The organism is Micromonospora salmantinae (assembly GCF_022230905.1).
Classification (GTDB): domain Bacteria; phylum Actinomycetota; class Actinomycetes; order Mycobacteriales; family Micromonosporaceae; genus Micromonospora; species Micromonospora salmantinae.
In genome coordinates, this window is record NZ_JAKKFG010000011.1 from 158,886 (window position 1) to 185,776 (window position 26,891).

Here is a 26,891-nt window from a genome sequence, read left to right on the forward strand (position 1 = left end):
GTGTTCAGCGCTCGTCGCCGCCGCGGTCGCGGCGCACGGTGGCCTTGCGGCCCTTGATCGTGCTGGAGCGCAACCCGGAGATGACCTCGTCGGCCACCCCCTGCGGCACCTCCACCAGCGAGAACCGGTCGGCGATCTCGATCGAGCCGATGTCCCGGCCGCGGATGCCGGTCTCCCCGGTGATCGCGCCGACCAGGTCCTGCGGGCGCACCCCGGCGCGTCGACCCAGGCCGACGAAGACCTGGACGGTGTTGCCGCCGCCGGAGCGTGGCCGGCCCCCGCCCCGCCGGTCGCCGCCCCGGCCGCCGGCCTCCGGTCGACCCTCGCGCGGCCCACGGACCGGAACCTGCGGGATCTCCTCCTCGTCGTCGGAGCCCGGCGACGTCACCTCGTGGGCCAGCTTCACGGCGGCGAGGGCGACCTCCATCAGGTCGAACTCGTCGGTCAGCGTCTCCACGATCACCCGGAACGGGTCGAGGTCGTCCTCCAGCAGGCTCTCCCGCAGGGCCGCCTGGGTCAGCTCCAGCCGGCGGGTACGCATGTCGGCCACGGTGGGGATCTTGTCGATGGTGATCCGCTGGCCGGTCACGCGCTCGATGGTCTTGAGCATCCGGTGCTCACGCGGCTCGGCGAGGGTGATCGCCACGCCCTCGCGGCCAGCCCGACCCACCCGGCCGATGCGGTGCACGTACGACTCCGGGGCGGACGGCACGTCGTAGTTGACCACGTGGGTCAGCTGCTCGACGTCCAGCCCACGCGCCGCCACGTCGGTGGCCACCAGCAGGTCGGCGGTGCCCGCCCGCAGCCGGCCCATGACCCGGTCGCGCTGCTCCTGGCTCATGCCACCGTGCAGCGCCTCGGAGCGGTAGCCGCGACCGTTCATCGTCTCGGTCAACCGGTCGACCTCTTCCCGGCTGCGGCAGAACACGATCGCCGCGGTCGGGGACTCCACGTCCAACACCCGACCCAGCGCGGCCGGCTTGTGCGCGCGGGTCACGATGTACGCGCTCTGCCGCACCCGGGGCGCCTCGCCCGCTACCTGCTGCTCCCGGCCGATCTCGATCCGCACCGGTTCACGCAGGTGCTGGCGGGCCATCCCGTCGATGCGCGACGGCATGGTGGCCGAGAAGAGCACCGTCTGACGCTGCGCCGGAGCGTGCTCCAGGATCGCCTCGATGTCCTCGGCGAAGCCCATGTCGAGCATCTCGTCGGCCTCGTCCAGCACCACCGTGGCCAATCCACCGAGGCGCAGGGTGCCCCGGGCGATGTGGTCGAGGGCCCGACCCGGGGTGGCCACCACCACATCGACACCGCTGTCCAGTGCCCGCAACTGCCGCCCGATCGGCTGCCCACCGTAGATCGGCAGCACCCGCGCGCCCAGGTCCTTGCCGTAGCGGTGGAACGCCTCGGAGACCTGTACCGCCAGCTCCCGGGTCGGCACCAGCACCAGCGCCACCGGGTCGCCGCCCTGGCGGTGTGCCGTCATGAGGTTCAGCAGCGGCAGCGCGAACGCGGCCGTCTTGCCGGTGCCGGTGGCCGCCTGACCCAGCAGGTCCCGACCCTCCAGCAGCGGTGGGATAGCCTCCCGCTGGATGGGGGTCGGCTCCTCGTACCCGAGGGCGGCGAGCGCGCCCAGCAGCTCGGCGCGGAGCCCGAGCTCGGTGAAGGCGCTCACCTCGTCGGTGCCGTCGGGGGTGGCGTCGATCGGTGCGTCGTGCTGTGCAGGTGCGGAACTCATGCGCCAAGCCTTTCATCACGCCGTCCGGGGCGTTGCGGCGACCGCCACAAGAGCTGTCCCCGAGCCCGTGCTGCGGCCGTTCCGCGGTCCCGACGGCGGCCTCGATCAGGCGTCGGTGGTCAGGATGGCCAGCACCATCACCGCGGCGAGGGCCACATCGAGCACCGCGCAGAACTCGGCGTAGCCGCGCGGCACCACCCGGCCGCTGCGGTGGTACGCCAGGTCCCAGCCGGCGTGCGCCAACCACCCGAACGCCACCAGCCAGTCGGCGGTCCGCCCGCCGGCCTTCACCGCGATCAGCGTCAGGGCGACCCAGCAGAACAGACCGGCGAGTTGGGTGGCGAGCACGCCCCGCCCGCCCAGCGTGCGGCGGGCCACGCCGATCACCAGGTAGCCGCCGGGCAGCACCAGCATGGTCCACGGGCTGAGCACGCTCGGGTCGACCCACATGTCCACGGTCATCAGCAGCGCCAACCCGGTCGGCCAGCGGTGGGCGAGCGCCACCACGACCCGGTGTCGGCGTACCGGCGCCAACGCCTCGTGTCGGTGTCGGACCGCCACCAGCACCATCGCGGGGATCATCAGCAGGTGACCGCCGAGCATCAGCGCGTCGGCGTCGATCAGGCCGGCCCGAAACGGCACGACCAGCAGCAGGAACGGAACGTACATCGCGGCGGCCATCTCGCCGACCGCGTGCCAGCGGTGCGCCCGGTAGCGCATCCCCACCGTCATCCCGACGGTCATGTTCGTGGCCATCACCAGTGCGGCGACCTCCGGCCGGGTCAGCGCGTCGCCGACGCCCAGAGCGGCGCCGGCCAGCTCCCACAACGGCCCGAGCAGCAGCATCCCGGCGACCATCGCCACTGCCATCTCGCCCAGGTGCCCCAGCAGCCGCCGTCTGCCGCTGGCCGGTGCCGCGGCGGTCGGTGCCGCGCTGGTCGGTGTCGGGGCCGAGGGGGTCGGCTCGTCGGTGGGCAGGGGCGCGGTCGACGGTACGGCGGTGAGGCTGTCCGCGTACATCCGGGTGTTTTCCATGCCTCGACCCTGCCGGTGCCCCCGGTGTGGCCGGCAGACCCGTTCGTCACGGGAAAACCGTGCGGACCGCACGGCCCGACCGTGACGGTTCGCATGGGTGGACCGTGCGCGGGGCGGTCCTAGGATCGGTGCGTGGCGAGCGAGGCGGTGACTCCCCGGGCGGACCGCCGGCTGCGTCGCGCCCGGCAGGCGACGCTGGTGTCGCTGGCCACCGGCGTCTGGGCGAGCGTCCTGCTACCGGCGGTCGGCCTGACCCGCGAGCCCGACCCGGGCCGGGTGACACTCGGCGCGGTCGGGATCCTCGCCTTCGTGATCGCCCAGACCGTCGTCCTGTACGCGGCCGTGACGCCGTGGCTCGACCCGCGCTGGCGGCGTCGGGCCGAGCTGAGTCTGGTCGCGGTGGCGGTGCTGACCGTTCCGCTGGTGGGTCCGGTGGCGGCCGGCAGGTGGCCGACCTGGGCCTGGCTCGGTGCGGCGCTGATCGGCATGACGCCGCTGCTGGTGCGGTGGCGGGCCGCGCTGGCGGTCGCGGTCGGCGTCCTGGCGGTGGCGGTGGCGGTGGCCTGGTGGACCGGTGGTTCCGTTCCGCGCCATCTCGCCGTGACCGGTGGGATCGGCGCGGCAGTGGCCGCCGTCAACGGGTTCCAGGTCTGGTTCTGGGACCTGCTCGTGGAGGCCCGGCAGGGCCAGGCCGCCCAGTCCCGGCTGGCCGCCGCCGAGGAGCGGCTGCGCTTCGCCCGCGACGTGCACGACGTCCTGGGGCACCGCCTCACGGTGATCGCGTTGAAGGCCGAACTCGCCGCCCGGCTCGCCCCGGTCGACGCGGAACGGGCCGGGCGGGAAGCCGCCGAGGTGCAACGGTTGGCCGCCTCCGCGCTGAGCGAGGTACGGGAGACCGTGCACGGCTATCGGGCCGTCGACCTCGACGAACAGCTCGCCGCGGTGGTGGGGGTGCTGCGCTCCTGCGGGGTGCGGTGCACGGTTCTGCCACTGCCGGCGGACCTGCCGCAACCCGCCGCCACCGAGCTGGCGGCGGTGCTGCGCGAGGCGAGCACCAACGTGTTGCGGCACAGCCGGGCCGACTGGTGCCGGATCCGCATCGATCGGGAGGATGGCGTGGCCAGGATGACGGTGGCCAACGACGGTGCCGACGACCGTGGCCCGGACGCGCACAGCCACGGCCTGCGCGGGCTGGCCGACCGGCTCGCCGCTGCCGGGGGCGAGTTGCGGGTACGCCGGGAGGACACGATCTTCACCCTCGAAGCCACAGTGCCGGCGCCGTCGTGATCCGCGTCCTGCTCGCCGACGACGAGGACCTGATCCGGGTAGCCGTCGCCGCGCTGCTCGCCCTGGAACCGGACATCGAGGTGGTGGCACACGCCGCCGACGGGCCGACAGCCGTCACCGCGGCGCTGGCGCACCGCCCGGACGTGGCAGTGGTGGACCTGGAGATGCCCGGCCTGGACGGCATCGCGGTGGCCGCCGAGCTGACCCGGGTCCGACCCGACTGCGCGGTGGTCGTGCTGACCGGGCACGGTCGTCCCGGGCACCTGCGCCAGGCGTTGACCGCCGGCGCCCGAGGGTTCCTGCCCAAGGGCTCGCCGGGTGGGGCGCTCGCCGACGTGATCCGCCGGGTGCACGCCGGAGGGCGCTACGTCGACCCCTCGCTGGCCGCCGACGCGTTGACCCTGCCCCCGTGCCCGCTGACCCCTCGGGAACTGGAGACGCTGCGGCTGGCGGAGGTCGGTGCCCCGGTCGCGGTGATCGCCCGTCGGGTGCACCTGTCCACCGGAACCGTGCGCAACCACCTCTCCGCCGCCGTGCAGAAGCTCGGCGCCGCCGACCGGGCCGAGGCCGTCCGCACCGCCCGGGACAACGGCTGGCTCTGACTTCGGTTGGCGTCCGCCGAGCAGGAGCGTCGCCGGCTAGCGTGGGCGCGTGCGTACGGTGGAACTGGTCTGCTCGCCCGGCCTGGAGGTCGCGGTCCGGGCGGTCTGGGGTCGGCTGGCCGCCGCCGGGTTGCCCAGCCTGGCCCGCAACATCCACCCGACCAACCGGCCGCACCTCACCCTCGCCGCCGTCGACGAGTTCCCGCCGGGGGTCGAGCACCGCCTCGCCGCACTGTTCGACGCCGCGCTGCCGGTGCCGGTGACGCTCGACCGGGTCGTCGTCCTCGACGGCAGCGCCCCACTGGTCTGGCTCGTCCGACCCACTCCGGCGCTGACCGCGCTGCACGCCGCCGTCTGGGACGTTCTCGCCGAGGCCGACGGACACCGCCCGTGGCATGCGCCCGACGCATGGGTGCCGCACCTGAGCCTGGCCCTGCGGTTCCGCAACGCGGACCTGCGGATGGCTCGTGCCGTCGCCGGGGGGCAGCGTCCGACGGGTGACTTCGACGCCGCCCGCAGCTACGACGGCACGGACCGGACGGTGAGCCCGTTGACCGGCCGCGGCTGAGGTCGTCACGCGTCGTCCGGAGCCTCAGTTGCTGCCCCCACCGCCGTCGCCGCCTCCGCCGTCGCCCCCGCCACTGAACTCGCCGCCGCCGCCACCGCCCGCACCGCCGGCGTAGCCGTGGCGGCCGTCGTTGAAGGGCAGGTCGCCGCGAATGCCGGGTGGCTTGGGCCGCCTGCCCGGCCCGGCGAGGTGTTGCAGGCAGAGCCGCCCGGAGACCGGGAAGCATTCGCCACGGCCTCCGCAGTCGGCCAGGTAGCGGTTGCCGTCGTGGATGTGCAGTTCCTGGTCCACCCGGAACAACAGGGGAAGGCCGGTCGGGCCACACCCCTCGTCACGCCGGCCATGGCCGAGCGTGGCGAGCAGGAGAGGCCCGCGATTGGCGTCGGTCCTGTCGCTGCTCGTCGCGGACGTCGGTCGGTGGTGCGTAGAGCGCCCGAACGCGGCGTCGCAGAAGGTGGCGTAGTCCCGCGCGTGCAGGGTCATCTCCTGCCACAGATCGTCCACGACCACCGACGGCATCGACAGCTTCGCGCCGGGCTGGCGGGCGATGATCCGGAACCACTGCCGGGTCGCGGTTTCGACGAGAACGAGGTCGTCGTCGCTGAGATGGGGATACCGGTTCCTGAGATGTTGACGCCCGCTGGCAGGAAACCGCAGTTCGGACACGGCACGGAGTCGGCGAGGGGTGCGGTCGCTTCTGAACTTCGTCCAGATCATCCGGTTACTTCTATCCGCCCGGCGATGCAGGCGCTAAGGCCCCGACTTGCCGAAGTGGCGCCGCGGCTCCTCCAGAGTAGGGCAGTAGGCAAGCGCCTCACCGACGCCTGTCAGGCAGGCTGTACGTGGTGGCCAGTGCGGCGAGGGCCTCGGCGCTGCGGCTCCCCGGCTCCGGCATGCCGACCAGGAGCTGCTGTCCGGGCGCATCACGGACGTCGAACGTCTGGTAGGTCAACTCGATCCGTCCGGCGGCCGGGTGCTGCACCACCTTGAACATCCTGGTAAGACCGCGCACGCTCTGGTTCGCCCAGAGGGTCCGGAACTCTGGCGAGCCCCGCCCCAGGTCGGCCACCAGCGACTGGATCTCCGGGTCGTTTGGAAAGAGGCCGGCATTGAGCCGCAGAGCGTGTACGACGTTCTCGGTAAGAGTTGGCCAGTCCGGAAAGACGGTGCGCGCCTGCGGATGTTGGAACAGCACCCGGACCATGTTGACAGTGCCCACGAAGGGTGACAGCAGTGCCGCCGCCACATTGTTCGTGGCCAGCACGTCGAACGCGGGGTTGAGCACGTAGGCGGCGGAGGTGGGGAACGCGTCCAACAGCCGCAGCAACTCGGGGTGAACCGAATCTCGAAAGCTCGTCGGACCCAGGCTGGGGTTCAGCCCGGCGAGCCGGAAGAGGTGGCCGCGCGCATCCAGGTCGAGGCGCAGGGCCCGTCCGATCGCGTCGAGCACCTGCGCCGAAGGGTTGCGCTCCCGGCCCTGTTCGAGGCGGGCGTAGTAGTCGACGCTCACGCCGGCCAGCACCGCGATCTCCTCACGGCGCAACCCGGACACCCGGCGGTCGCCGCCCCCGCGCAGTCCAACGTCCCTGGGGTCGACACGGGCACGCTGGGCTCGGAGGTAGTCGCCGAGCCCGTTGCTGGTGGCGACCATGTCCACCAGCCTAAAGCTCCGGTCCCCGCCCTCGACGGCCGCTACCGCGACGGCGGGCATCGCCGGCAGCCGTTCGCCAGCGGAACCGGACAGCGACGTCGAAACCGGGCTGGGTCGGTGTGATGGCCGGGGCGGACGGAGCCGTGCAGGTCCAGGGCGGCGTTCCAGGGTGCGGTGCACCTAGGAAAGGCCGCCCTTCCCGGCTCCCGGCCGCCGCAGGATGGTTGGACACGCGCTGCCTCGACGCAGGCACCAACCGAGACCAGGAGCAGCAGTGACCAGCCCATCCTCAAAGATCATTCTTATCACCGGCGCGAGCAGCGGCATCGGTGCGGCGACCGCCCGCAGGTTGGCCGCCGACGGCCACCACGTCGTGCTTGGCGCGCGACGGGTCGAGCGGCTCGCCGCGCTCGTCGATGAACTGCGCCATGACGGCGGCACGGCCGACTACCAGGAACTCGACGTGACCAGCAGGAACAGCGTGCTCGGCTTCGTCGAGGGCGTGCATGACCGGCACGGGCGCATCGACGTTTTGATCAACAACGCCGGGGTGATGGCCCTGTCCACGCTCGACTCCCTGCGGACTGACGAGTGGGACCAGATGATCGACGTGAACCTACGCGGCACGCTGCACGGCGTCGCGGCGGCCCTGCCGCTCATGCGGGCCCGCGGCAAGGGCCACATCATCAACGTCGGTTCCTCCGCTGCCTACCGTGTCGACCCGACGGCGTCGGTGTACTGCGCCACCAAGTACGCCATCCGGGCGCTCACCGAAGGCCTGCGTCAGGAGAACCGGGACGTCCGGGTGACCCTGGTCAGCCCGGGGTACACCCACTCCGAACTCACCCAGCGCGGCGGTGACCCGCAGATCCAGGCTGCCGCTCGGGCAGCGACCGAGGAACTCGGCATGCCAGCCTCGGCGGTGGCCGACGCCATCGCCCACGCAATCGCGCAGCCCGACACAGTCGACGTCAACGAGATCATCATGCGGTCCACCGCGCAAGGCTGAACACGCACGAGGAGGAGAAAGATCATGAGTGAAGCGCTCGAGATGACGACATTCCGGCTCGTCCCCGGCCTCACCGGCGCCGACTTCGTCAAGTCCAACAAAGACATCGACGACTACCTACGACGCCAGCCCGGCTTCCGCTGGCGCCGCATTATCGCGACCGATGATGGCACGATCACCGACATCGTCGCCTGGGACTCGGTGGCGGACGGCCGGCGCAGCGCGTCAGGGATCATGACCGAAATGGCCGACTCGCCGGTGCACGCGACCATCGACCACGCCACCGTCGACTTCCGGATCGTCCCGGTGTTGCACGAGGTCACCTGATCGTGGCGGCCGTCGGTTCGAGCCAGGCACCCGCACCGCTGATGCGCCGCCATCGCCGGGCATGATGAGGCGATGACCGCAGGTGCCGAGGGGCGGGGGATGGCCGAGGTGGCCGCTCTGCTGGCCGACGGCACCCGGGCCAGCATCTGTGTCGCGCTGCTCGACGGGCGGGCGTGGACCGCCGGCGAGCTGGCCCGGCGCGCCGGTGTCGCCCCGTCGACGGCCAGCGACCACCTCAACCGACTCGTCCGCGGTGGGCTGCTCGTCGAGGAACGGCAGGGCCGGCACCGTTACCTGCGGCTGGCCGGGCCGTCGGTGGCCCAGCTGATCGAGGACCTGGCCGGCCACGCCCCAACGACGCCCGCACCGACCGGGTCGCTGCGGGCGGCGACCTCCACCGCCGCCCTGGCGTACGCCCGGACCTGCTACGACCACCTGGCGGGGCGGCTCGGCGTGCTGATGTACGACGCGCTGCTGGCCGGCGGACGGCTGGACCAGTCCAGCGGGTTGGCGTTGACCTCCGAAGGATGGGCGTGGGCGACCGAACTGGGCGTACCGGTGCATCTGCTGCGCACCGGTCGACGCCCGGTGGTCCGCGACTGCCTGGATTGGACCGAGCGCCGCCCGCACCTGGCCGGAGCACTCGGCGCGGCGCTCTGCCGCCGCTTCACCGATCTGGGCTGGATCAGCCAGGGCGCCGGCCGCGCCATCCGTCTCACCCCCACCGGCCGCGTCGCCCTCGCCGAGACCCTGGACGTCCCCGACGACACCCTCGCCCCCGCTTCTTTCCCGGCACCCACCAGCGGCCGAGCCTGACGCGCAGCGGCAGCCGTCGCCAGTGGCGGTCGAGCAAGAGGACCACGCCGATCTTGCACTTTCCGTTGCTGAGATGCGTGGATATGCCCCTTGCGTCGGGACAGAAAATGCAAGATCGCGGAGCAGGGTCAGCGCGGGGCGGGGCGGGATCGTTCGGTGTGGGGCGAACGGTTCGCGCCCTACGGTCGGGCGGTGACTGACAACTGGCCGTACATTGCGCCCGCCCCGGGAACACCGGCGTGTGGGCCGCCCTCGTTCGAACCGGAACGCGGTTGGTGGGTGACCCGGCACGCCGACGTACGCGCGGCGCTGACCGACAGGGCATTCCAGGTGCCGGCCGTCGACACCGGTCCGCCCGGCACCCTCGCCTGGCTGCGCGCCACGGTCAGCCGGTTCAGTTCACCACGACAGCACGCCGACCGTCGGGCGGTCGCAGTGAGCGCGCTGGCCGCGCTGGCCCCGGACGACCTGCGACAGGACGCGGCGCGGCTGACAGTGGCCGTTCTCGACCGCGCCGGCGACCGCGTCGACGTGATGCGGGAACTGGCCCGGCCGGTGCCGCTGCGGGCGTTGGCCGATCGCCTCGGTTTCGCTGATCCGGCAGCCGCCGGGACGGCGGTCGCTGTCGTCGCGGCGGCGTACCACCCGGGGGTGGACCCGGCCTCGACCTCGCGGGCCGACCGGGCGGTGACGACGCTGCTGGCACTCGCGCCGCAGGGTCCGCCGGAGGTACTGGCGAACCTGATCGGTCTGCTGGTCCAGGCGTGCGACGCGACGGCCGGCCTGATCGGCGCCGCCGCCCATCACCTGGTGCCCCCGGCCGGCCCGCGAGCGGCGGCCACGGTACCGACCGCCGACCTGCTGGCCGAGGTGCTGCGCCTCGACCCGCCGGTCCGGGCCACCCGACGGGTCACCGTCGACGAGGTACGGCTGGGCGGGCGGGATCTGCCGGCCGGAAGCCCCGTGCTGCTGCGCTTCGACGCGGCCAACCGTGACCCGCAGGCGTTCACCGAGCCCGCGACGTTCCAGCCCGGTCGGCCCGGTGCCGGGCTGTTGACCTTCGGGACGGGGGAGCGGGGTTGCCCCGGCGACCGGCACGCCCTGGCGCTGGCCAGCGGGGTGCTCGACGTGCTGCGGGAACGCTGCCGGCGTGCTCCGACCCCGGTGCGCCACGAGCCGCACCCGACCCTGCGGGTGCCGACAACTCTGGAGGTTAGCGTCCGATGATCGAACGTCGTGCGGCGTTCCACGCCCTGCACCGCGCCGGCCGCCCCCTGCTGTTGCCCAACGCGTGGGATCACGCCTCGGCGGCGGCGCTCGCCGCGCGTGGACATCCGGCCATCGGCACCACCAGCCTCGGGGTCGCCGCGACCGCCGGCCTGCCCGACGGGACCGCGGCCACCGCGGGGGAGACCCTCGCCCTGGCCCGCCGGTTGGCTCGGATGCCGGTGCTGCTCAGCGTGGACGTGGAGGCCGGGTTCAGCGACGACCCGGTCGAGGTCGCCGAGTACGTGGCGGAGTTGGCCGGGGCCGGCGTGGTCGGGATCAACCTGGAGGACGGGCGTGCCGACGGCACTCTCGCCGACACCGAGGTCGCCGCTGCCAAGATTGTGGCAGTGAAGGCGGCGGTGCCGGAGCTGTTCGTCAACGCCCGCACCGACACCTGGTGGCTCGGGGTGGACGACCCACTGCCGCAGACCCTCGCTCGCGCTCGCGCCTACCGGCTGGCCGGTGCCGACGGGATCTTCGTGCCCGGGACCGTCGACCTGGCCACCCTGCGCATCCTCACCGAGCGGATCGACGCTCCGGTGAACGCGCTGTACCAGCCGGGCGGCCCAGGGCTGGCTGAGTTGGGCGGGGCCGGGGCGGCCCGGGTCAGCACCGGCTCGCTGCTGTTCCGGGCCGCGCTGGGCGCCGCGCTCGCCGCCGCCGACGCCGTCCGCGACGGCGGGTCCACCATGCCGGGGGGACTGCCGTCGTACGCCGAGGTGCAGGCCCTGGTGCTGACGGACGGCGACTGACGATGGCTGCCGGCGCTCCGTTAGGGGGGAGATAGGAGGAATGTTCGGTCCGTTCCGGTCCCGATGATTACGGTGTGTTTCAGGGCGAACCACCCAGTGCCGTGACCGGAGAGAGGGACCCGTCATGCGAGTGCCCAGCCGTAGCCCGGGACAGCAGCCCGGTTCGCCTCCGTCGCCCACCGCTCCGGCCCGCCGTCGACCCTCCGGTGCGACCCCCCGCCGCGTTTCCGCCCCCGCCCCCGACCTGCCCGCCTACCGGGCCGCCGTCGCCGAACTGCTGGTCGAGGTCGGCGCCCTGGCCGACGCGGCGAGCACCCGGGCCCGGCAGGTGCTCATCGACGAGCGGCTGCGGGAGCCGGCGCTCGCCGCGGTCCTCGACGCCACGCCGCAGGGGTTGATCGGCGCGCGCGAGACGCTGCTGCTGGAGATGGCCCGCTACCAACCGAACGACCGCACCTCGGCAACTGACCTCCGCGCGCTGGTCCGGATCTACCTGCTCTCCCGCATCGACGTGCTGTGGTGGCAGGACGCACCGACCTTCGTCACCGACGACCAGGTCAACGGCAGCCCCGAGCTGGTCGACCTGGAGTGGCTGCGCCGCCGCGACCTGCTGCGCTTCCGCTACCAGGAGCAGCCCGCCACGATACTGGGCCGGGCCGCCCGCGGGCTGCGTCGCCGGCTGCGACCCGACGCCACCCCGCGTACCGCGGGGCTGCTGTTCCGCCGCGCTCGGCGCGAGGTGGTGGCGCTGCTCAACGACATCGGACGGGAGTTCACCGCCGTCGCGCCGCCGGCCACCCCGCCGCTCTGGGTGACCAGCCTGGTCCGCAGCGCCGAGCACCAGTACCGGCTGCGCCGCCTGGGCTACGCGGCGATGCTGCCCAGCGGGCACTGCCTCGGCTACTCGGCCGACGTCGAGCTGGCCTGGTTCGAGCGTTTCGGCGCGCGCGAGGCCCTGGCGGAGCTGCTGCTGAGCCGGCAGGAGGCCGGTGAGCTGAACGTGATCGACGAGGGGCAGGCCTGGCACGTGTGTCTCGCGCCCACCGCCCGGCGTCGCCTACGCCGGGCGTACGAGGCCGAGATGGGGGTCTGAGCCGGTGTGCGGCATCGCGTTGAGCATCGGTCCCGAGGCCGACCCCGCGACCTTCCGGCGGATGCTCGCCGCCCTGGCCCCGCGCGGTGAGGTCACCGAGACCCGGTCCGAGAGCGGGCTGCTCGCCGGCACCCGCCGGCTGCGGGTCGTCGACCGGGACCGGGCGGTGCAACCGTGGACGTCGACCGACGAGCGGTGGCTGCTCTGCTTCAACGGCGAGATCTTCAACTACCGGGAGCTGCGGGCGCAGCTGACCCGCCTGGGGCAGGCCTTCCGCACCGAGAGCGACACCGAGGTGCTGCTCGCCGCGTTCCAGCAGTGGGGCGAGGCGGCGGTCACCCGACTCCGTGGTGAGTACGCCTTCGCTGTCGTCGAACGGGCCACCGGCCGGGCGTACCTGGCCCGCGACCCGCTCGGGGTCAAGCCGCTGTACTGGTCCCGTCGACCCGGTTGCCTGCACCTCGCCTCCGAGGTGAAGGCGCTCGTCGGGCACGGCGCCCCGATCGCCGAGGTGCCGCCCGGGCACCACGGCTGGGCGGAGGTGGACGGGCAGGTGCGACTGAACCCGTACGTCGACCTGCTCACCATCGGCGACGGCCTGCCGGTCATCGACGACCCGGACGAGGCCGCGCTGCTGGTCCGTGCCGCGCTCAGCGACGCGATCCGGATGCGGGTGGAGACCGACCTGACCGTCGGGGTGGTGCTCTCCGGTGGGCTGGACAGCTCGTTGACCCTGCGGCAGGTGCGCGACATCCACCCGGACTGCGTCGCGGTGACCGTCGGCGTGGCCGACAGCCCCGACGTGGCGTACGCCCGGCGGCTCGCCGCCGACCTCGACGTGCCACACGTGGTGGTCGAGCTGCGACCGCGTGACATCCGGCTCGCCGACGTCCGCGAGGCCATCCGGATCTCCGAGCTGACCGAGTACGGCGACATCATCAACGCGGTCGTCTCGGTGCCGATCTTTCGGCGGCTCCGCGACCTGGGCATCAAGGTGGTGCTGACCGGCGACGGCTCCGACGAGCTGTTCGGCGGGTACCCGATGTACCGCCAGGTCGCCCCGGCGGCGGCCCGCCGACTGTTCCTGCACCGGATCCGCAACCTGTGCCGCACCGAGTTGCAGCGCGTCGACCGGGCCGCCATGGCGTACGGCGTGGAGGCCCGGGTGCCGTTCCTCGACCTCAGCGTGGTGGAGCTGGCGATGCGGTTGCCGGTGGATCTGAAGCTGCGACACGGGCAGGAGAAGTGGATCGTCCGGCGGGCGTTCGCCGACGTGCTGCCGGACTACGTCCTGCGCCGTCCGAAGAACCCGATGTCGTACTCGTCGGGGTTGCACGAGCGGGTCCGGCTGTACAAGCCGCTCTTCGCCCGGCTGCACCGCTCCTTCGGCTACGACCTGCAGGAGCCGGTCCGGCGGGACTTCGACACCGTGCTGAGCCGCTGCGGCAACGACCTGGACCGGGCCATCGCCGACGGGCTGACCCGACCCGACTACACGGTCCTGGAGCACGCCCGCGACCTGGTCGGCGCGGCCAAGTGGAACGCCGCTCCGATGGTCCGCCGGCTGGTCGGCCCGCGCCCCGCCCGCCACTGACGGCCGCCCCCGCACGCCACGCTTGACTCTGACACGGTGTCAGGGACGAGTGTGGGGGGACCATGTTCACCATCGGAGACTTCGCCAGACTCGGCCGGGTGTCGGTGCGGATGCTGCGCCACTACGACAGCATCGGCCTGCTGCCCCCCGCCAGCGTCGACCCGCACACCGGCTACCGCTTCTACCGCGCGGACCAGCTGCGCCGGCTCAACCGGGTGATCGCCCTCAAGGAGCTGGGCCTCACCCTCGAACAGGTGCGCGCGATCGTCGACGACGCCGTCGACGTGGCCGAGCTGCGTGGCATGTTGCGGTTGCGCCGGAGCCAACTGGCGGAACAGTTGGCCGCCGACACGGCCCGGCTCACGGCTGTCGAGGCGAGGCTCCGAATGATCGAGTCGGAGGGTCGGATGACCACCCAGGACGTCGTCCTCAAGGAGATCGCGCCGGTCCGCGTCGCGGAGCTGACCGCCGTCGCGTCCAGCTACCGGGGCGAGGACATCGGCCCGGTGATCCAACCGCTCTACCCGGAGCTGTTCCGTCGGCTGGACGCCGCCGGGATCACGCCGACGGGGCCGGGCATCGCCTGGTACGAGCCGGCCGACCCGGGCGGCGACGCCGTCGTCGTCCACGCCGGTGTGCTCGTCGACGCCGAGCCGTCAGCGGCGTCCGACGTCACGGTGCGCGACCTGCCGGAGCTGCGCAACGCTGCGACGATCATCCATCGCGGTGCGATGGACGACGTCGAGCCGAGCATGCAGGCGCTCGCCCGGTGGATCGAGGAGAACGGCTACCGCACCGACGGCTTCGCCCGGGAGGTCTACCTCGACTACTGCCCGGACACCCCGGAGAAGGGCGTAACCGAACTTCAGGTCGCCGTGTACCGCGACTGAGCGCTCAGTTCACCAGCAGCAGCGCGCCGACCGCGGCGAGCGTCGCGGTGACCGCGAGCAGGGTGCTGGTCAGCACGAACCGGGTCACCGGCACCGCCACCCCGGCCGCCCGGCAGCGCTCGAACCACAGCAGGGTGGCCAGTGACGCCCAGGGGGCGGCCAGCGGGCCGACGTTGGTGCCGATCAGCAGGGCCAGCAGGCGGGTGTGGTCACCGGTCGGCAGCACCGACTCGCCGGCCAGGTAGGCGGGCAGGTTGTTCACGGCGTTGGCGAGCAGCGCTCCGGTGCCACCGGCGCGCAGGGCGCCCAGCGCGCCACCGTCGGCGCCGACCAGGGTGCCGACCAGGTCGTCCAGCCCGTGCCGGCCGAGGGTCTGCACCACCAGGAACAGGCCGGTGACGAAGAACAGCAGGCGCACCGGGACCAGCTCCGGGCGCAGCGTGGCGGGGGAGCGGACCAGGAAACCGACAAGCACCAGCGCGAGCCCGACGGTGGAGGCGATCTCGATCTCCACGCCGGCGAGGATGCCGGCGACGAAGATCAGGCAAGCGGCGAGCGCCGTACGGTGCAGCACCGGGTCGGCCGGCACGTGCCGGGTCGGCGGGACGAAGCGCCCACCGGCGGGCCGCTCCCGCCGCCACCACCCGAGCCAGAGCAGCGCCATGGTGACCACGACGGAGGTGAGCTGCGGCAACGCCATCCGGGCCGCGTACGCCAGGGGTGCCAGCCCGACCCGGTCGGCGGCGAGGAGGTTGGTCAGGTTGGACACCGGCAGCAGCAGGCTCGCCGTGTTCGCCAGCCAGACCGTGGTGACGGCGAGCGGGGCGGCGGGGATCCGCAGGTTCCGGGCCAGCGCGAGCAGCACCGGGGTGAGCAGCACTGCGGTGGTGTCGAGGTTGAGCACGAGGGTGGTCAGCGTGGCGAGACCACCACAGAGCAGGAACAGTACGGCCCACCTGCCCCGGGAGACGATGGCCAGTCGGCTGGCCAGCACGTCGAAGACACCGGCCACGGCGGTCAGCTCGGCGAGCACGATCACGGTGCCGAGGAACAGCAGCAGCGGCAGGATCCGGTGCAGGGTGGCGGTGGTCTCCGCGCGGGGGAGCAGCCCGCTGAGCGCGCAGGCCGCCCCGACCACGAAGAGGACGGCCGCCACCAGGTCCAGGGGGTGGGGCCGGCGCCGCGTGGTCGGCTCGGGCGGGGCGGCAACTGTCACGTCTGTTCACGTTGGCACAGCGTCTGGCCAGCCGGTTCGCAACCCCCGTCCTGGTGACGGGCCCCACCGTGCCCGCCCCCGACGAGTCTGGCGTCGCACCGGGCCGGGCCCGGCCCCCGAGGATCGGAGACCGGGCCCGGTGTGGTGCGCGGTGCCTACCAGCCCAGGTAGCTGGGCTGGGTCTGCACGTTGAGCTCCTGGTAGCGGGTCAGCTTGGCCGACCAGGTACGCCAGTCGTTCAGCTCCAGGACGTCAAGGCCCTTCACCATGTCGTTGGAGTAGATGTGGCCGTTGTAGTAGTACGCGGACCAGGTGCCGCCGCCGACGAACGTGTCGGCCGAGAGCGGGCCGCGCTCCCAGAAGGCGATCTCCTTCGGGTTGGCCGAGTCGGTGAAGTCGAACACCGAGATGCCACCCTGGTACCACGCCTGGACCATGATGTCCTTGCCGAGCACCGGGATCAGCGAGCCGTTGTGCGCCACGCAGTTCTCGGTGTCGGCGTTCGCCCGGGGGATCTTGTAGTAGCTGCGGAAGGTCATCGTCCGGGCGTTGCCGCGGCCGGCGATGTCGTAGATGGCGTCCGCGCCGCGGTTCGGGCCGACGGTCTCGTTGCAGGTCGCCGCCCCGCCACCACCCAACTCGTCGGTGAAGATCACCTTGGTGCCGGAGTTGTTGAAGGTGGCCGAGTGCCAGAACGCGAAGTTGACCTCGTCCCGGACCCGGTTGATGACCCGGGGGGCCTCGCGGTTCTTGATGTCGAGCAGGATGCCGTCACCCATGCAGGCGCCGGCGGCCAGGTCCTTCGACGGGTAGGCGGTGATGTCGTGGCAACCGGTGGTCGCCGAGCCGGTCTGGCTGCCGGGGAAGCCACCGTCCGGGAAGAGGTTCGGCGTCGCGACCACTGCCGCGTCGGTCGGCTTCTTCACCGGCACCTTGATGATGGAGATGGAGTCGTGCGGCGGCTGGCAGTCCGGGAATTCGGCCCGCGGGCTGTACGACGAGACGTACAGGTAGACGGCCTTGCGGTCCTTGCCCGGCACGAGGGTGTGGGTGTGGGAGCCGCAGGCCGTCTCGACGGACTTGATGTAGCGCGGGTTGGCCTTGTCCTTGATGTCGAAGACCTTGATGCCCTCCCACGAGCCCTTCACGTCCGCCCCCTGCGTGGTGCTGTTGCAGGAGTCGTCGCTGCGCGACGAGTCGGTGGAGAGGAAGAGCAGGTCACCGTGGACGGAGATGTCGTTCTGCGACCCCGGGCAGAGCACCCGGGCCTTGACCGTCGGAGCGCTGGGCCGCGAGATGTCGTAGATGACGAAGCCGTTGTAGTTGCCGGCGAACGCGTACTTGCCCTGGAAGGCGATGTCGCTGTTCGTCGCGTCCAGTGGGGCGACCTTGGGCACGTTGGCGATCTGGCGCAGGTTGGGGCTGCTGACGATCTCGTCGACGCCGGGGATCGTGTTGGTGAGCGCGGGGGCCTTGGCAGCCTGCGGCACCGTCTGGGCGTTGCTCGCCGGGGCGACGAGGGCGCTGGCGACGAGGAGGCCGGTCGTGGCGAGCGCCACGACACGCAGTCGTCGTAACCGTGGCTTGTGGAATCTGATCATCGGCGGGGCCCTTCGCAAGGGGGAGACGATGGTTGACACGTTACCGTCCGACGAAGAACGTCGATGTGAGCTGGATCACATGAAAGCGGGTTCTTCAATGGATAACATCGCGGTGACCTCGACTGCAGGGAGTGGCCCATGACCAATCGGCGCGCACGCATCCTGGCGGTCGTCACACTGGTTCTCGTGTTGCCGCTGGTGGTGTTCATGGTGATCCGCCTCGACGGCGACACCGGTACGAGCGCACCGCAGCCGGTCTCCGCGCCCGCCACCTCCGCCGCGTCACCGACGGTCAGCCCCGTCCCCACCGACCTGACCGTCATCGCGCCCGGCCGTCCGGGCGAGACGGCGGCCACCCGCCCGGCGCACGAGGTCCGCGACGCCGGTCCCGCCCCGCACAACTCGCTGGACGTCTGGTTCGTCCGGATGATGATCCCGCACCACGCGCAGGCCCTGGCGATGGCGGAGCTCGCCCCCGACCGGGCCGCCGACCCCGACGTCCGGGCCATCGCCGAGCGCATCCGGGCCAGCCAGGGGCCGGAGATGGGCATGATGCGCGGCTGGCTGCAGACCCGTGGCCTCCCGGCGGAGGTGCAGGGGCACGACCACGGCACCATGCGCGGCATGCAGTCGCCAGAGGCGCTGCGGCAGCTCGCCGCGGCCCGTGGCGCGGACTTCGACAGGCTCTTCGTCCGGATGATGACCGAGCACCACCAGGGCGCCATCGAGATGGCCACCAACCTGCTCACTGTCGGCTCCGACCTGACGCTCAACGAGTTCGCCAACTCCGTCGCCACCGAGCAGACCGTCGAGATCGACCGCATGCGCGAGATCCTCGGCGGCTGACCCCCGGGCGCGGGGCGCGAGGGCCGAGCGTCGCGGCACGTACGCTGGGTGACCGTGAGACGCACAGTATTCGGTCGCCCGCTGCGCGGCGTCGCCTTCGACGTTGCCGTCGCCGCGCTGGTGGTCCTCGTCTCCCTGGCCGCGGCGGTGAACCAGCCGGGCGGTTGGGCGGCCACGGCGGTCGGCCTGGGGATGGCGGTGGCGCTGCTGTTCCGCCGCACCCACCCGAGCGCGGTGACGGTGGCGGTCGCGGCACTCGCCCTGATCCAGGTGATCGCCCGCTGGGGTCCGCTCATCTACGACGTGGCCGTCCTGATCGCGCTGTACAGCGTGGTGAAGTACGGCCGGCGGCTGCGCGACGGCGTACTGGCCGGCGCGGTCGCGGCCGTCGGCGTGCTGCTGGCCGCCGCACAGACTCCCAACGTCATCCAGTGGTGGGTGACCGCGCTGTGGTACGCGTTGGTCACCGGCGCGGTGTGGCTGGTCGCGCTGAACGTGCGGACCCGCCGGCTCTACGTGCTCAGCCTGGAGGAGCGGGCCACCACCCTGGAACGCGAGCGGGAGGCCGAGTCCCGGGCGGCGGTCGCCGAGGAGCGCACCCGGATCGCCCGTGAGCTGCACGACGTGGTCGCCCACAGCATGGCCGTGATGATCGTCCAGGCGGACGGGGCCCGGTTCATGCTCGACCGTGACCCCGCCCAGGCTCGCACCGCCGTCAAGGTGGTCGCGGACACCGGCCGGCAGGCGCTGGAGGAGATGCGCCGCCTGGTCGGCGTTCTGCGCGACGCCGGCCCGGCCGGTGCGGACGGTGCCGACGGGCTGGCGGTGGCGGCCGACCCCGAGCACCGACGCCTCGCGCTGGCCGAGCTACCCGACCTGCTGGCCCGGTTCGACGACGCCGGTCTGCACGTCCGCAGCACCGTCACCGGTGCGCCACCGGGCCTGCCGCCAGGCCTGGAGCTGACCGTCTACCGGGTGGTGCAGGAGGCGTTGACCAACGCGCTCAAGCACGCCGGCGTCGGCGCCGGCGTCGAGGTCGTCCTGTCGTACACCGCCGAGGCCGTCGTGGTCCGGGTGGTCGACGACGGTCGCGGCCGCCCGCTGGTCAGCCCGGCGCCGTCCGGCGGTCACGGCCTGCTCGGCATGCGGGAGCGGGTGACGGTGTACGACGGCAGCCTCACCGCCGGCCCCCGGCTGGCCGGGGGCTGGCAGGTCGAGGTTCGGCTGCCACTACCGTCAGAGCCGACAACGGAGGTGATCGCGGCATGACGGTCCGGGTAGTGATCGTGGACGACCAGGCGCTGGTCCGCGCCGGGTTCCGGATGGTGCTGGAATCCCAGCCCGACCTGGAGGTCGTCGGGGAGGCGATCGACGGCGCCGACGCCCTGCGGGTGCTCGCCCGCACCGAGGCCGACGTGGTCGTGATGGACATCCGCATGCCCACCATGGACGGGGTGGAGGCGACCCGTCGACTCTGCGCCGAGCGGCCCGCGGGTGGCCCTCGGGTGCTGGTGCTGACCACCTTCGACACCGAGGCGGACGCTTTCGCGGCGCTGCAGGCCGGGGCGAGTGGCTTCCTGCTCAAGAACGTCCCGCCGGAGGAGTTGCTGGCCGCGATCCGGGTGGTGGCCCAGGGCGACTCGGTGGTGGCTCCGTCGATCACCCGGCGCCTGCTGGACCGGTTCGCGGGGCAGCTCGGCGCCGCCCCGAGCGCCGACCCGCGACTCGCGCAGCTCACCGAACGGGAACGGGAGGTGCTGCTGCTGGTCGCCCAGGGGCTGTCCAACGCGGAGATCGCCGCCCGGGTGCACGTGGCCGAGGCGACGGTGAAGACCCACGTCGGGCGGATCCTGGCGAAACTCCAGCTGCGCGACCGGGTCCAGGCAGTGGTCCTGGCGTACGAGAGCGGGCTGGTCACGCCCGGCGGATGACACCGCGTACGACCTGGGTCGTAGCGACCGGCGGGCGCACCGCGACCCGGGGCGCACGCAGGTCGAGCGCGCAGGTGGAGATCGACAGACCGGTGCCGGCCATAGCGTCGGAGGGGTCCGATCCGCCACCTGCACCGGGAGCCCCGCATGATCCGCCTGACCCTGCGTTCGCTGCGCGCCGAGGCGCTGCGCATGCTGCTCTCGGCGCTCGCCGTCGTGCTCGGCGTCGCGTTCGTCGCCGGCACGATGATCTTCGTCGACGGGATGCGGGCCGGGGCCTACGACCGGGCCGGCACCTTCGACCGCCACACCGACCTGGGGGTCTACACGGCCGGCCGCCAGGTGTTGCCCCCGGCACTGATCGACCGGGTGCGGGCGGTCGACGGGGTGGCCGCCGCCGCCGGTGAGCTGACCAACACCGCCGGGATCGTCGGAGCCGACGGTCGGCCGGTGCTCGGCTTCACCATGCTCGTCGCCATCCCCACCGAGGACGCGCTGCGCTCGTACGACGTGGTGGCCGGCCGGTTGCCCGACCGGGCCGGGGAGGTGGTGCTCGACGCGCCGACGGCGGCCGAGCAGGGCTTCGGGCTCGGCGCCACGGTCCGGATCGGCGCCACCGGTGGGGCGGCGCGCCCGTACACACTGGTGGGCACCGTCGACGTGGCCGGCACCGCCCGCGACGTCGGCGGTCCGTTCGTCGGCCTGGTCGGGCCGGACGCCCTGGCCCTCACCGGCGAGCGGGGTTACGGCCGGATCATGGTGGCGGCCCGGCCGGGCGCCGACGTCGCGGCGCTGACCGAGAAGGTACGCGCCGTGTCCGGCGCCGAATCCACGGTGAAGAGTCGCCAGCAGATCCTCGACGAGGCCGTGGAGGACGCGGTCCGCAACGTGGACCAGTTCCGCATGCTGCTGTTGATCTTCGTAGGGGTCGCGATCGTGGTGGCCGGCTTCGTGATCGCCAACACCTTCGCGATCGTGCTGGCCCAGCGCACCCGACGGACCGCGCTGCTGCGCCTGATCGGCGCCACCCGGGGACAGGTCTTCCGGTCCACAGTGCTGGAGTCGGCGATGCTGGGTCTGGTCGCCTCCGCGCTCGGGGTGCTGCTCGGGGTGGCCCTCGCCGCCGGGTTGCGGCTGCTGCTGTCCCGATTGGACGTGCCGGTCACCGGTGGGCTGACAGTGACCGGTTCGACAGTGCTCACCGGCCTGCTGCTGGGCACCGGGCTCACCGTGTGCGCCGCCCTGCTGCCGGCCTGGCGGGGCACACGGATCGCCCCGGTGGCCGCGCTCACCGACGCCGCGGTGCAGCCCGGCCGGGGTGCTGGTCGGGTTCGGCTGAGCATCGGCGCGGTGGTCCTCGCCGTCGGTGTGGCCGCGCTGGCCGGTGCCGCCAGCGCCGCTCAGCTTCTACTGGTGGCGGTCGGTGGGGTGCTCACCTTCTTCGGGATCGTGCTGTTCGGGCCGGTGCTCGTCCCCGCGCTGGCCCGGGTGTTCGGCTGGCCGGTTCGACGAGTGCTCGGCACCATCGGTGAACTGGCGGTCAACAACACGGTGCGCAATCCACGGCGGGTCGCCGCGACGGCCACCGCGCTGGTGATCGGTATCGGACTGGTCTCGGCGTTCATGGTCGGCGCGCGCAGCACCAAGGACGGCATCGAACGCAGCGTGGACGCCCAGATCGGAACGGACTTCGTGGTCAGCGGAATCGGTCAGGACCTGCCGGCCGCGCTCGTCAGTGAGCTCGCCTCCCGTCCCGAACTGGGTGTGGTGCACGAGCAGCGCAGCACCGTCGTCGACGACGTCGAGATCCGCGCGGCCCACCCGGCGCTGGTCGGCCGGACGCTGAGCGGAGTGCTGGCCGGGGACGCCGAGCGGGTCGGGCCGGGGCAGGTGCTGGTGCACAGCGAGTTGGCGCGGGCCCGTGGCTGGCAGGTCGGCTCCCCGGTGACCGTCAGGGGGAAGGCGTTCCGGGTGGCCGCCGTGGTGACCGACGACACCCCCGGCGGTGAGGTGCCCGCAGGTCACGTCATCGACGTGTCCGACCAGGACTTCGCCGCGCTCTTCCCCACCCGGCGCGGCTACCTGGCCGAGATCGACCCCGCCGCCGGGGTGAGCCCCGAGCGGGCCCGCGACGCGATCACCGCGGTGCTGGGCCGCTACCCGACGGTGAACCTGATGGACCAGGGCGCCTACAAGAAGATGCTCACCGGAACTGTGGACATGCTGCTCGCCTTCGTCACCGCGCTGCTCGGTCTGGCCGTGGTGATCGCCCTGGTCGGCGTGGCGAACACCCTGAGCCTGTCGGTGGTCGAACGGACCAGGGAGAACGCCGTGCTGCGGGCGGTCGGGCTCACCCGAGGGCGGATGCGCGCGGTGCTGGCCGTCGAGGCGGTGCTGATGGCGCTGGTCGGCGCGGTGCTCGGGGTCGGGCTCGGCACCGGAGTCAGCGCGTCCACGATGGCCCTGCTGGACCGCCTCGGCGGCGACTTCCACGTGGTGCTGCCGCTCGGCCAGCTCGGGCTGATCCTCGGTGTCGCGGTGCTCGCCGCACTGCTCGCCTCGGTGCTGCCGGCCCGCCGGGCGCTGTCCCGCCCGGTCGTCGAGGCGCTCGCCGACCAGTGACCTGGTCGCGGCCGGACCGGCCGGGTCCGACCCCGCCGACCGGACGGACATCCGCTGGCCGGTCCCGCCGTCTTCCCCGGCGGCGGGACCGGCCAGCGGTGCCGGGTCTACAGGCGCTCGACCATCGGGCCGACGCACCGGTTGCGGGTGTCGAAGACGTAGCGGGCGTGCCTGACCACGAGGTCGTAGTCGAAGGCGTCATGGTCGGTGACCACCACCACCGCGTCGGCCGCGCGCACCTCACGCTCGCTGAGCCCGACCACTGTGATCCCGGCGGGGATCTGGTGCGCCTCGGCGTACGGCTCGACGGCGTGCACCTCGGCGCCGAGGGCCTGCAACCGACGGGCCACGTCCACGGCGGGGGAGTCGCGCATGTCGCCGGTGTTCTTCTTGTACGCCAGACCGAGCAGCAGCAGTCGGGCGCCGCTGACAGCCCGACCGTCCCGGTTCAGCCCTCCCATGATCCGCTGCGCGACGTGTTCGGGCATCTCGTGGTTGACGTCGTTGGCCAGCTCGATGAACCGGAACTGCCGACCGAGGCGGCGCTTGACCTGCCAGGACAGGTAGCACGGGTCGATCGGCAGGCAGTGCCCGCCGACGCCGGGGCCGGGCCGGAACGGCATGAAGCCGAACGGTTTGGTCGAGGCGGCGTCGATCGCCTGCCAGACGTCGATGTCGAGGTGGTGCGAGAGCATGGTCAGCTCGTTGATCAGCGCGATGTTGACCTGGCGGAAGGTGTTCTCGATCAGCTTGGTCAGCTCGGCGACGCGGGTGGAGTCCACCGGCACGGTGCGTTCCACGAGGCGCTGGTAGAACCCGTCCACCCGGGCCAGCGCCGCCGGGTCCACACCGGAGACCACCTTAGGGGTGTTCTCCAGGCGCCAGGTCGGGTTGCCCGGGTCGATCCGCTCGGGGCTGTAGCCGAGGTGGAAGTCACCGGGGCTGGTCAGGCCGCTGGCCGACTCCAACAGAGGACGCAGCAGTTCCTCGGTGGTGCCCGGGTAGGTGGTCGATTCCAGGATCACCGTGCAGCCCGGGCGTACGTACGGGCCGATACCGATGCCGGCCTGCTCGACGAAGCTCAGGTCCGGGGTCCCGTCGCGCAGCGGGGTCGGCACCGTGATGACGCAGATGTCGAACCCGTCAGCATCGGTGTACTCAGTGCTGGGGTGGTAGCGGCCGCTGCCCAACGCGCGGCCCAGCCGGTCGGCCGGAATGTCCTCGACGAACGACTCGCCGGAGGCGAGACGCTTCACCCGGTCGGCATCGACGTCGAGACCGACCACGTCCAGCCCCGCCTCGACGGCCCGCATGGCCAGCGGCAGTCCGACGTACCCCTGACCGATCACGACCAGCTTTTCAGCGCTCACCCAGGCTCCCGCAGCAGATGGTGTAAATAGCCTGCTGAGAGCCTAGAGGCGTCTTCGGCGTCGTAAGTCCGTTTTGGGGATATCGGTGCTGGTGAGACTGGAGGGGGATCGGCGACAGCGGTCGGCTCAACCGTCCGCCGGCACCTCCGGCTCGAGCGGCGGGCTGGAGGTGGCGGGTGGATCAGGAGGCGCGCTGGTCGTCGGCGGCGCGGCCGTCGTGGGTGCCGCGCTGGTAGGCGGCGCCGTGGTGACGCCCGCCGTCGGCGTCGGCGAGTTGGCGGTCTGACTCGGCTGCACACTCGGCGTGACGGAGAGCGAGGCCGACGGGGAGTTGCCGGGGACGTGCGGCCGGTCCGGCCGGCCCGGCTCGACGCTGGTGATCTGCTCGTTCGCCGCGGGCAGGTCGACGGGACCGCTCGGCGCGGCCGTCGGCGAGGTGGCCGGCAGATTGACCGCCGGGTCCTCGATGTTGCGCGTCGCGGCCAGCGCCGCGCCGAGCCCGACCAGCGCGACCAGCATCGCCGCCGCCGCGCCGACGAGCGGACCCCGCCGTCGCTGGCGCCCGTCCGCCACCGCCGCGCCGGCCGGCACGTCCGTGCGGGTGCCCGGCCCAGCGTCGCGCAGCGCGACCGGCCCGGCCATCGCCGTCGGCGGCTCGCCGCCGGTGACCGCCGTCCGAGCGGCCTCGGCCATCGCCGCTCCGCTGGTGAACCGCTCCAGCGGATCCTTGGCCAGGGCCCGCGACACCAGGGCGCGGACCGCCTCCGGAATGTCGTGCGACAGCTCCGGCGGCTCGTCGTCCAGGTGCCGCACGGCGACCTGGAGCGGATTGTCACCGGTGAACGGCGGACTGCCGGTCAGACAGCAGTAGGTGACAGCGCCCAGGGCGTAGATGTCGGTGGCACCGCTGACCGGCCGACCGGCGGCCTGCTCGGGAGCCATGTAGAGGGCGGTGCCGGGCACCGCGTTGGTGCTGGTGATGCTGGTGATGTCGGTGGAGCGGGCCACGCCGAAGTCCACCAGGACGACGGTGCCGTCCTCCTGCACCAGCAGGTTGCTGGGCTTGACGTCGCGATGCACGATGCCGCCGCGGTGCGCCGCGTTGAGCGCCGCGGCCGCCTGGGCCACGATCGACATCGTCTCGGCCACGTCGAGCCGTCCGGCCGCCTCGATCCGCTTGGACAACGGCTCGCCGGCGACGAACTCCATGACGAGGTAGTCCGCCCGCCCCCCGTCGGGGAGGTCGTCCGCACCGCAGTCGAAGACCTGCACGATGCCGGGGTGCCGCAGCGCCGCCATGATCCGGGCCTCGGCGCGGAACCGGGCGATGAAATCGGGATCGGAGACCAGCGCCGGCAGGAGAACCTTGACCGCGACCTGTCGGCCGAGGATCAGGTCGGAGGCACGCCAAACGTCGCCCATGCCGCCCGTGGCGACACGTTCGTCCAAGCGGTAGCGACCGCTGAGCACGACCTCCGATGACAACACCGCATTACCGTACCTAGAGTGGCGCGGGGCGGCGCGCCGCGGCAGGGCCGCCGGGCGGCTGGTTCAGACTGGCTGATCCGGCCTGACCTGTGTGGACGCTCGCTCTTCGTGACGCTGCGGATGTGTGGTGTCACAAAAAGCGACTATTTCCGTCGCTCGGGTCGTCGGCGGTGGCCAGAATCCGCCTCCAGGCACGGTTGGCGTCTGCTGCGTACCGGCCGTTACGGCGACGCGCCGTCGGGCCGGGTTGATAATTGTCACTCTTCCGTGACACGACGCCGACTTGTCGCGTCGCGAGCCCCCTCCTAGCGTTAGCCCGGCTCGGGCCCTCCCGGCTACCTCGGCGCGCAGCGCGCCGATCGACCACCCTGGCGTTGGCCCCCGGACACGCCGCCCCGACAATCGTTGTCGCGGGCACAATCAGAGCGGTGGAGGGCGGTGTGGTGCTGGTGCTGATCGGGCGGACGACTCGTGCCGCGTGGCGTGCGCCAGCCCGGTTGGTCGGGCCGACACGCCCCGAACGATGCGTGGGCCGCGGATGACCGCCGACCTGTCGGAGGTGGTGACCGCCGCGCAGGCCGGGGACGAGGAGGCGTTCCGCTTCCTCTACCGCAGCCTCCAGCCCGGGCTGCTGCGATACCTGACCGCGCTCGTCGGCGCCGACGCCGAGGACGTCGCCTCCGAGACCTGGCTCCAGATCTCCCGTGACCTGCCCGGCTTCACCGGGGGCGAGTTCCGGGCCTGGGCGGTCACCATCGCCCGTAACCGCGCGATGGACCACCTGCGCCGGATGCGCCGCCGCCCCTCGCTCCCGGTCCCGGTGCAGGCGCTCGTCGAGCTCGCCAGCGACGCGGACACCGCCGAGCGAGCCAGCGAGACGATCGGTACCGAGACCGCCCTCGCGCTGATCGCCACCCTCCCGCCCCGGGAGGCCGAAGCAGTCCTGCTGCGGGCCGTGATCGGGCTGGACGCGGGATCCGCCGGCCGGGTACTGGGCCGCCGGGCCGGCGCCGTGCGGACCGCCGCTCACCGTGGCCTACGCCGGCTCGCGGTCCTGCTGGAGCGGCAGACCCCGGCCGAGTCCTCGGCCGGGGTCGAGGGGGTGCCACCGCCGCGTGCGGGCAGCGGCCCCGCCCTGCGGGCATCGCACGTCGAACCGGCGGACGGCTGACGTGAGGGGACTCCC

At 72.6% G+C, this 26,891-nt stretch carries 24 protein-coding genes; 16 read left to right on the plus strand and 8 right to left on the minus strand.

Annotated features, from left to right (window positions below):
- Nucleotides 1-4: 4 nt before the first annotated feature.
- Together PSH03_RS09575 and PSH03_RS09580 are read right to left on the minus strand one after the other, a co-directional pair.
- Nucleotides 5-1,738 carry a DEAD/DEAH box helicase gene (locus PSH03_RS09575; protein ID WP_210784874.1) on the minus strand — a complete coding sequence of 578 codons (1,734 nt, stop codon included), beginning with the start codon at nucleotides 1,736-1,738 and terminating at the stop codon, nucleotides 5-7.
- A gap of 105 nt (nucleotides 1,739-1,843) precedes the next feature.
- The gene (locus PSH03_RS09580) at nucleotides 1,844-2,773 is read right to left on the minus strand and encodes a hypothetical protein (protein ID WP_238688887.1); all 930 of its coding nucleotides are present in this window, start codon (nucleotides 2,771-2,773) and stop codon (nucleotides 1,844-1,846) included.
- A 132-nt stretch (nucleotides 2,774-2,905) separates the two neighbouring features.
- Between PSH03_RS09580 and PSH03_RS09585 the strand changes: the two genes are divergently transcribed.
- Genes PSH03_RS09585 through PSH03_RS09595 form a run of 3 tightly spaced genes read left to right on the plus strand, consistent with a single transcriptional unit; the run spans nucleotide 2,906 to nucleotide 5,230 of the window.
- Nucleotides 2,906-4,060 carry a sensor histidine kinase gene (locus PSH03_RS09585; RefSeq protein WP_238688888.1) on the plus strand — a complete coding sequence of 385 codons (1,155 nt, stop codon included), beginning with the start codon at nucleotides 2,906-2,908 and terminating at the stop codon, nucleotides 4,058-4,060.
- Nucleotides 4,057-4,662, plus strand: coding sequence for a response regulator transcription factor (locus PSH03_RS09590; RefSeq protein ID WP_238688889.1), 606 nt, complete (start codon nucleotides 4,057-4,059; stop codon nucleotides 4,660-4,662). Before PSH03_RS09585 ends, PSH03_RS09590 begins: the two co-directional genes overlap by 4 nt.
- Before the next feature lie 49 nt (nucleotides 4,663-4,711).
- Nucleotides 4,712-5,230 (plus strand): 2'-5' RNA ligase family protein, encoded by a 519-nt coding sequence (locus PSH03_RS09595; protein WP_210786288.1) that lies wholly within the window; start codon nucleotides 4,712-4,714, stop codon nucleotides 5,228-5,230.
- A gap of 24 nt (nucleotides 5,231-5,254) precedes the next feature.
- Here PSH03_RS09595 and PSH03_RS09600 read toward each other — a convergent pair whose 3' ends face one another.
- Nucleotides 5,255-5,947, minus strand: coding sequence for a UCP032817 domain-containing protein (locus PSH03_RS09600; RefSeq protein ID WP_502361698.1), 693 nt, complete (start codon nucleotides 5,945-5,947; stop codon nucleotides 5,255-5,257).
- 97 nt (nucleotides 5,948-6,044) lie between these two features.
- On the minus strand, nucleotides 6,045-6,881 hold the full coding sequence (locus tag PSH03_RS09605; RefSeq protein WP_210786286.1) for a helix-turn-helix domain-containing protein: 837 nt from the start codon (nucleotides 6,879-6,881) through the stop codon (nucleotides 6,045-6,047).
- A gap of 274 nt (nucleotides 6,882-7,155) precedes the next feature.
- Here PSH03_RS09605 and PSH03_RS09610 point away from each other — a divergent pair, with 274 nt between their 5' ends.
- From PSH03_RS09610 to PSH03_RS09645, 8 genes are all read left to right on the plus strand, one after another.
- Nucleotides 7,156-7,890 (plus strand): SDR family oxidoreductase, encoded by a 735-nt coding sequence (locus PSH03_RS09610; RefSeq protein WP_238688891.1) that lies wholly within the window; start codon nucleotides 7,156-7,158, stop codon nucleotides 7,888-7,890.
- A gap of 24 nt (nucleotides 7,891-7,914) precedes the next feature.
- Nucleotides 7,915-8,217 (plus strand): hypothetical protein, encoded by a 303-nt coding sequence (locus tag PSH03_RS09615; RefSeq protein WP_238688892.1) that lies wholly within the window; start codon nucleotides 7,915-7,917, stop codon nucleotides 8,215-8,217.
- Nucleotides 8,218-8,289: 72 nt separating this feature from the next.
- Complete coding sequence (locus PSH03_RS09620; RefSeq protein ID WP_238688893.1) at nucleotides 8,290-9,033, plus strand: ArsR/SmtB family transcription factor; 744 nt, start codon at nucleotides 8,290-8,292, stop codon at nucleotides 9,031-9,033.
- A 192-nt stretch (nucleotides 9,034-9,225) separates the two neighbouring features.
- Nucleotides 9,226-10,260 (plus strand): cytochrome P450, encoded by a 1,035-nt coding sequence (locus PSH03_RS09625; RefSeq protein ID WP_238688894.1) that lies wholly within the window; start codon nucleotides 9,226-9,228, stop codon nucleotides 10,258-10,260.
- A complete protein-coding gene (locus tag PSH03_RS09630; RefSeq protein ID WP_238688895.1) occupies nucleotides 10,257-11,054 on the plus strand; it encodes an isocitrate lyase/PEP mutase family protein in 798 nt (265 codons plus the stop codon). Before PSH03_RS09625 ends, PSH03_RS09630 begins: the two co-directional genes overlap by 4 nt.
- Before the next feature lie 124 nt (nucleotides 11,055-11,178).
- Nucleotides 11,179-12,147, plus strand: a complete 969-nt coding sequence (locus PSH03_RS09635) for a DUF5715 family protein (RefSeq protein ID WP_238688896.1) — start codon at nucleotides 11,179-11,181, stop codon at nucleotides 12,145-12,147.
- 4 nt (nucleotides 12,148-12,151) lie between these two features.
- The gene (locus tag PSH03_RS09640; protein ID WP_238688897.1) at nucleotides 12,152-13,741 is read left to right on the plus strand and encodes an asparagine synthetase B family protein; all 1,590 of its coding nucleotides are present in this window, start codon (nucleotides 12,152-12,154) and stop codon (nucleotides 13,739-13,741) included.
- A 62-nt stretch (nucleotides 13,742-13,803) separates the two neighbouring features.
- Entirely contained in the window at nucleotides 13,804-14,631 is an 828-nt protein-coding gene (locus PSH03_RS09645; RefSeq protein ID WP_210786278.1) for a MerR family transcriptional regulator, read from the plus strand.
- A 4-nt stretch (nucleotides 14,632-14,635) separates the two neighbouring features.
- On the opposite strand, the gene PSH03_RS09650 is transcribed toward PSH03_RS09645, so the two are convergent.
- Together PSH03_RS09650 and PSH03_RS09655 are read right to left on the minus strand one after the other, a co-directional pair.
- Nucleotides 14,636-15,847 (minus strand): ArsB/NhaD family transporter, encoded by a 1,212-nt coding sequence (locus PSH03_RS09650; protein ID WP_238688898.1) that lies wholly within the window; start codon nucleotides 15,845-15,847, stop codon nucleotides 14,636-14,638.
- A gap of 155 nt (nucleotides 15,848-16,002) precedes the next feature.
- Nucleotides 16,003-17,448 (minus strand): LVIVD repeat-containing protein, encoded by a 1,446-nt coding sequence (locus tag PSH03_RS09655; protein WP_238688899.1) that lies wholly within the window; start codon nucleotides 17,446-17,448, stop codon nucleotides 16,003-16,005.
- 138 nt (nucleotides 17,449-17,586) lie between these two features.
- Between PSH03_RS09655 and PSH03_RS09660 the strand changes: the two genes are divergently transcribed.
- The 4 genes from PSH03_RS09660 (at nucleotide 17,587) to PSH03_RS09675 (ending at nucleotide 22,847) form a co-directional block, all read left to right on the plus strand.
- Nucleotides 17,587-18,294: a DUF305 domain-containing protein gene (locus PSH03_RS09660; RefSeq protein WP_238688900.1), complete on the plus strand. Its 708-nt coding sequence runs from the start codon at nucleotides 17,587-17,589 to the stop codon at nucleotides 18,292-18,294.
- A gap of 48 nt (nucleotides 18,295-18,342) precedes the next feature.
- On the plus strand, nucleotides 18,343-19,563 hold the full coding sequence (locus PSH03_RS09665; RefSeq protein ID WP_238688901.1) for a sensor histidine kinase: 1,221 nt from the start codon (nucleotides 18,343-18,345) through the stop codon (nucleotides 19,561-19,563).
- Nucleotides 19,560-20,225 carry a response regulator gene (locus PSH03_RS09670; protein WP_091397823.1) on the plus strand — a complete coding sequence of 222 codons (666 nt, stop codon included), beginning with the start codon at nucleotides 19,560-19,562 and terminating at the stop codon, nucleotides 20,223-20,225. Before PSH03_RS09665 ends, PSH03_RS09670 begins: the two co-directional genes overlap by 4 nt.
- Nucleotides 20,226-20,372: 147 nt before the next feature.
- The gene (locus PSH03_RS09675; RefSeq protein ID WP_238688902.1) at nucleotides 20,373-22,847 is read left to right on the plus strand and encodes an ABC transporter permease; all 2,475 of its coding nucleotides are present in this window, start codon (nucleotides 20,373-20,375) and stop codon (nucleotides 22,845-22,847) included.
- Nucleotides 22,848-22,954: 107 nt separating this feature from the next.
- Here PSH03_RS09675 and PSH03_RS09680 read toward each other — a convergent pair whose 3' ends face one another.
- Nucleotides 22,955-24,217, minus strand: a complete 1,263-nt coding sequence (locus tag PSH03_RS09680; protein ID WP_238688903.1) for a nucleotide sugar dehydrogenase — start codon at nucleotides 24,215-24,217, stop codon at nucleotides 22,955-22,957.
- A 126-nt stretch (nucleotides 24,218-24,343) separates the two neighbouring features.
- Nucleotides 24,344-25,705, minus strand: a complete 1,362-nt coding sequence (locus tag PSH03_RS09685; RefSeq protein WP_210786271.1) for a serine/threonine-protein kinase — start codon at nucleotides 25,703-25,705, stop codon at nucleotides 24,344-24,346.
- Between the two features lie 538 nt (nucleotides 25,706-26,243).
- Here PSH03_RS09685 and PSH03_RS09690 point away from each other — a divergent pair.
- Entirely contained in the window at nucleotides 26,244-26,876 is a 633-nt protein-coding gene (locus tag PSH03_RS09690; RefSeq protein WP_210786270.1) for an RNA polymerase sigma factor, read from the plus strand.
- The last annotated feature ends 15 nt before the right edge of the window (nucleotides 26,877-26,891 follow it).

What these genes read in the sequence shown, in the direction of transcription:
- PSH03_RS09575 (WP_210784874.1), bottom strand. Translation starts at nt 1,738, where the DNA reads ATGAGTTCCGCACCTGCACAGCACGACGCACCGATCGACGCCACCCCC.
- PSH03_RS09580 (WP_238688887.1), bottom strand. Translation starts at nt 2,773, where the DNA reads ATGGAAAACACCCGGATGTACGCGGACAGCCTCACCGCCGTACCGTCG.
- PSH03_RS09600 (WP_502361698.1), bottom strand. Translation starts at nt 5,947, where the DNA reads ATGATCTGGACGAAGTTCAGAAGCGACCGCACCCCTCGCCGACTCCGT.
- PSH03_RS09605 (WP_210786286.1), bottom strand. Translation starts at nt 6,881, where the DNA reads ATGGTCGCCACCAGCAACGGGCTCGGCGACTACCTCCGAGCCCAGCGT.
- PSH03_RS09615 (WP_238688892.1), top strand. Translation starts at nt 7,915, where the DNA reads ATGAGTGAAGCGCTCGAGATGACGACATTCCGGCTCGTCCCCGGCCTC.
- PSH03_RS09620 (WP_238688893.1), top strand. Translation starts at nt 8,290, where the DNA reads ATGACCGCAGGTGCCGAGGGGCGGGGGATGGCCGAGGTGGCCGCTCTG.
- PSH03_RS09630 (WP_238688895.1), top strand. Translation starts at nt 10,257, where the DNA reads ATGATCGAACGTCGTGCGGCGTTCCACGCCCTGCACCGCGCCGGCCGC.
- PSH03_RS09635 (WP_238688896.1), top strand. Translation starts at nt 11,179, where the DNA reads ATGCGAGTGCCCAGCCGTAGCCCGGGACAGCAGCCCGGTTCGCCTCCG.
- PSH03_RS09645 (WP_210786278.1), top strand. Translation starts at nt 13,804, where the DNA reads ATGTTCACCATCGGAGACTTCGCCAGACTCGGCCGGGTGTCGGTGCGG.
- PSH03_RS09655 (WP_238688899.1), bottom strand. Translation starts at nt 17,448, where the DNA reads ATGATCAGATTCCACAAGCCACGGTTACGACGACTGCGTGTCGTGGCG.
- PSH03_RS09660 (WP_238688900.1), top strand. Translation starts at nt 17,587, where the DNA reads ATGACCAATCGGCGCGCACGCATCCTGGCGGTCGTCACACTGGTTCTC.
- PSH03_RS09670 (WP_091397823.1), top strand. Translation starts at nt 19,560, where the DNA reads ATGACGGTCCGGGTAGTGATCGTGGACGACCAGGCGCTGGTCCGCGCC.
- PSH03_RS09675 (WP_238688902.1), top strand. Translation starts at nt 20,373, where the DNA reads ATGATCCGCCTGACCCTGCGTTCGCTGCGCGCCGAGGCGCTGCGCATG.
- PSH03_RS09690 (WP_210786270.1), top strand. Translation starts at nt 26,244, where the DNA reads ATGACCGCCGACCTGTCGGAGGTGGTGACCGCCGCGCAGGCCGGGGAC.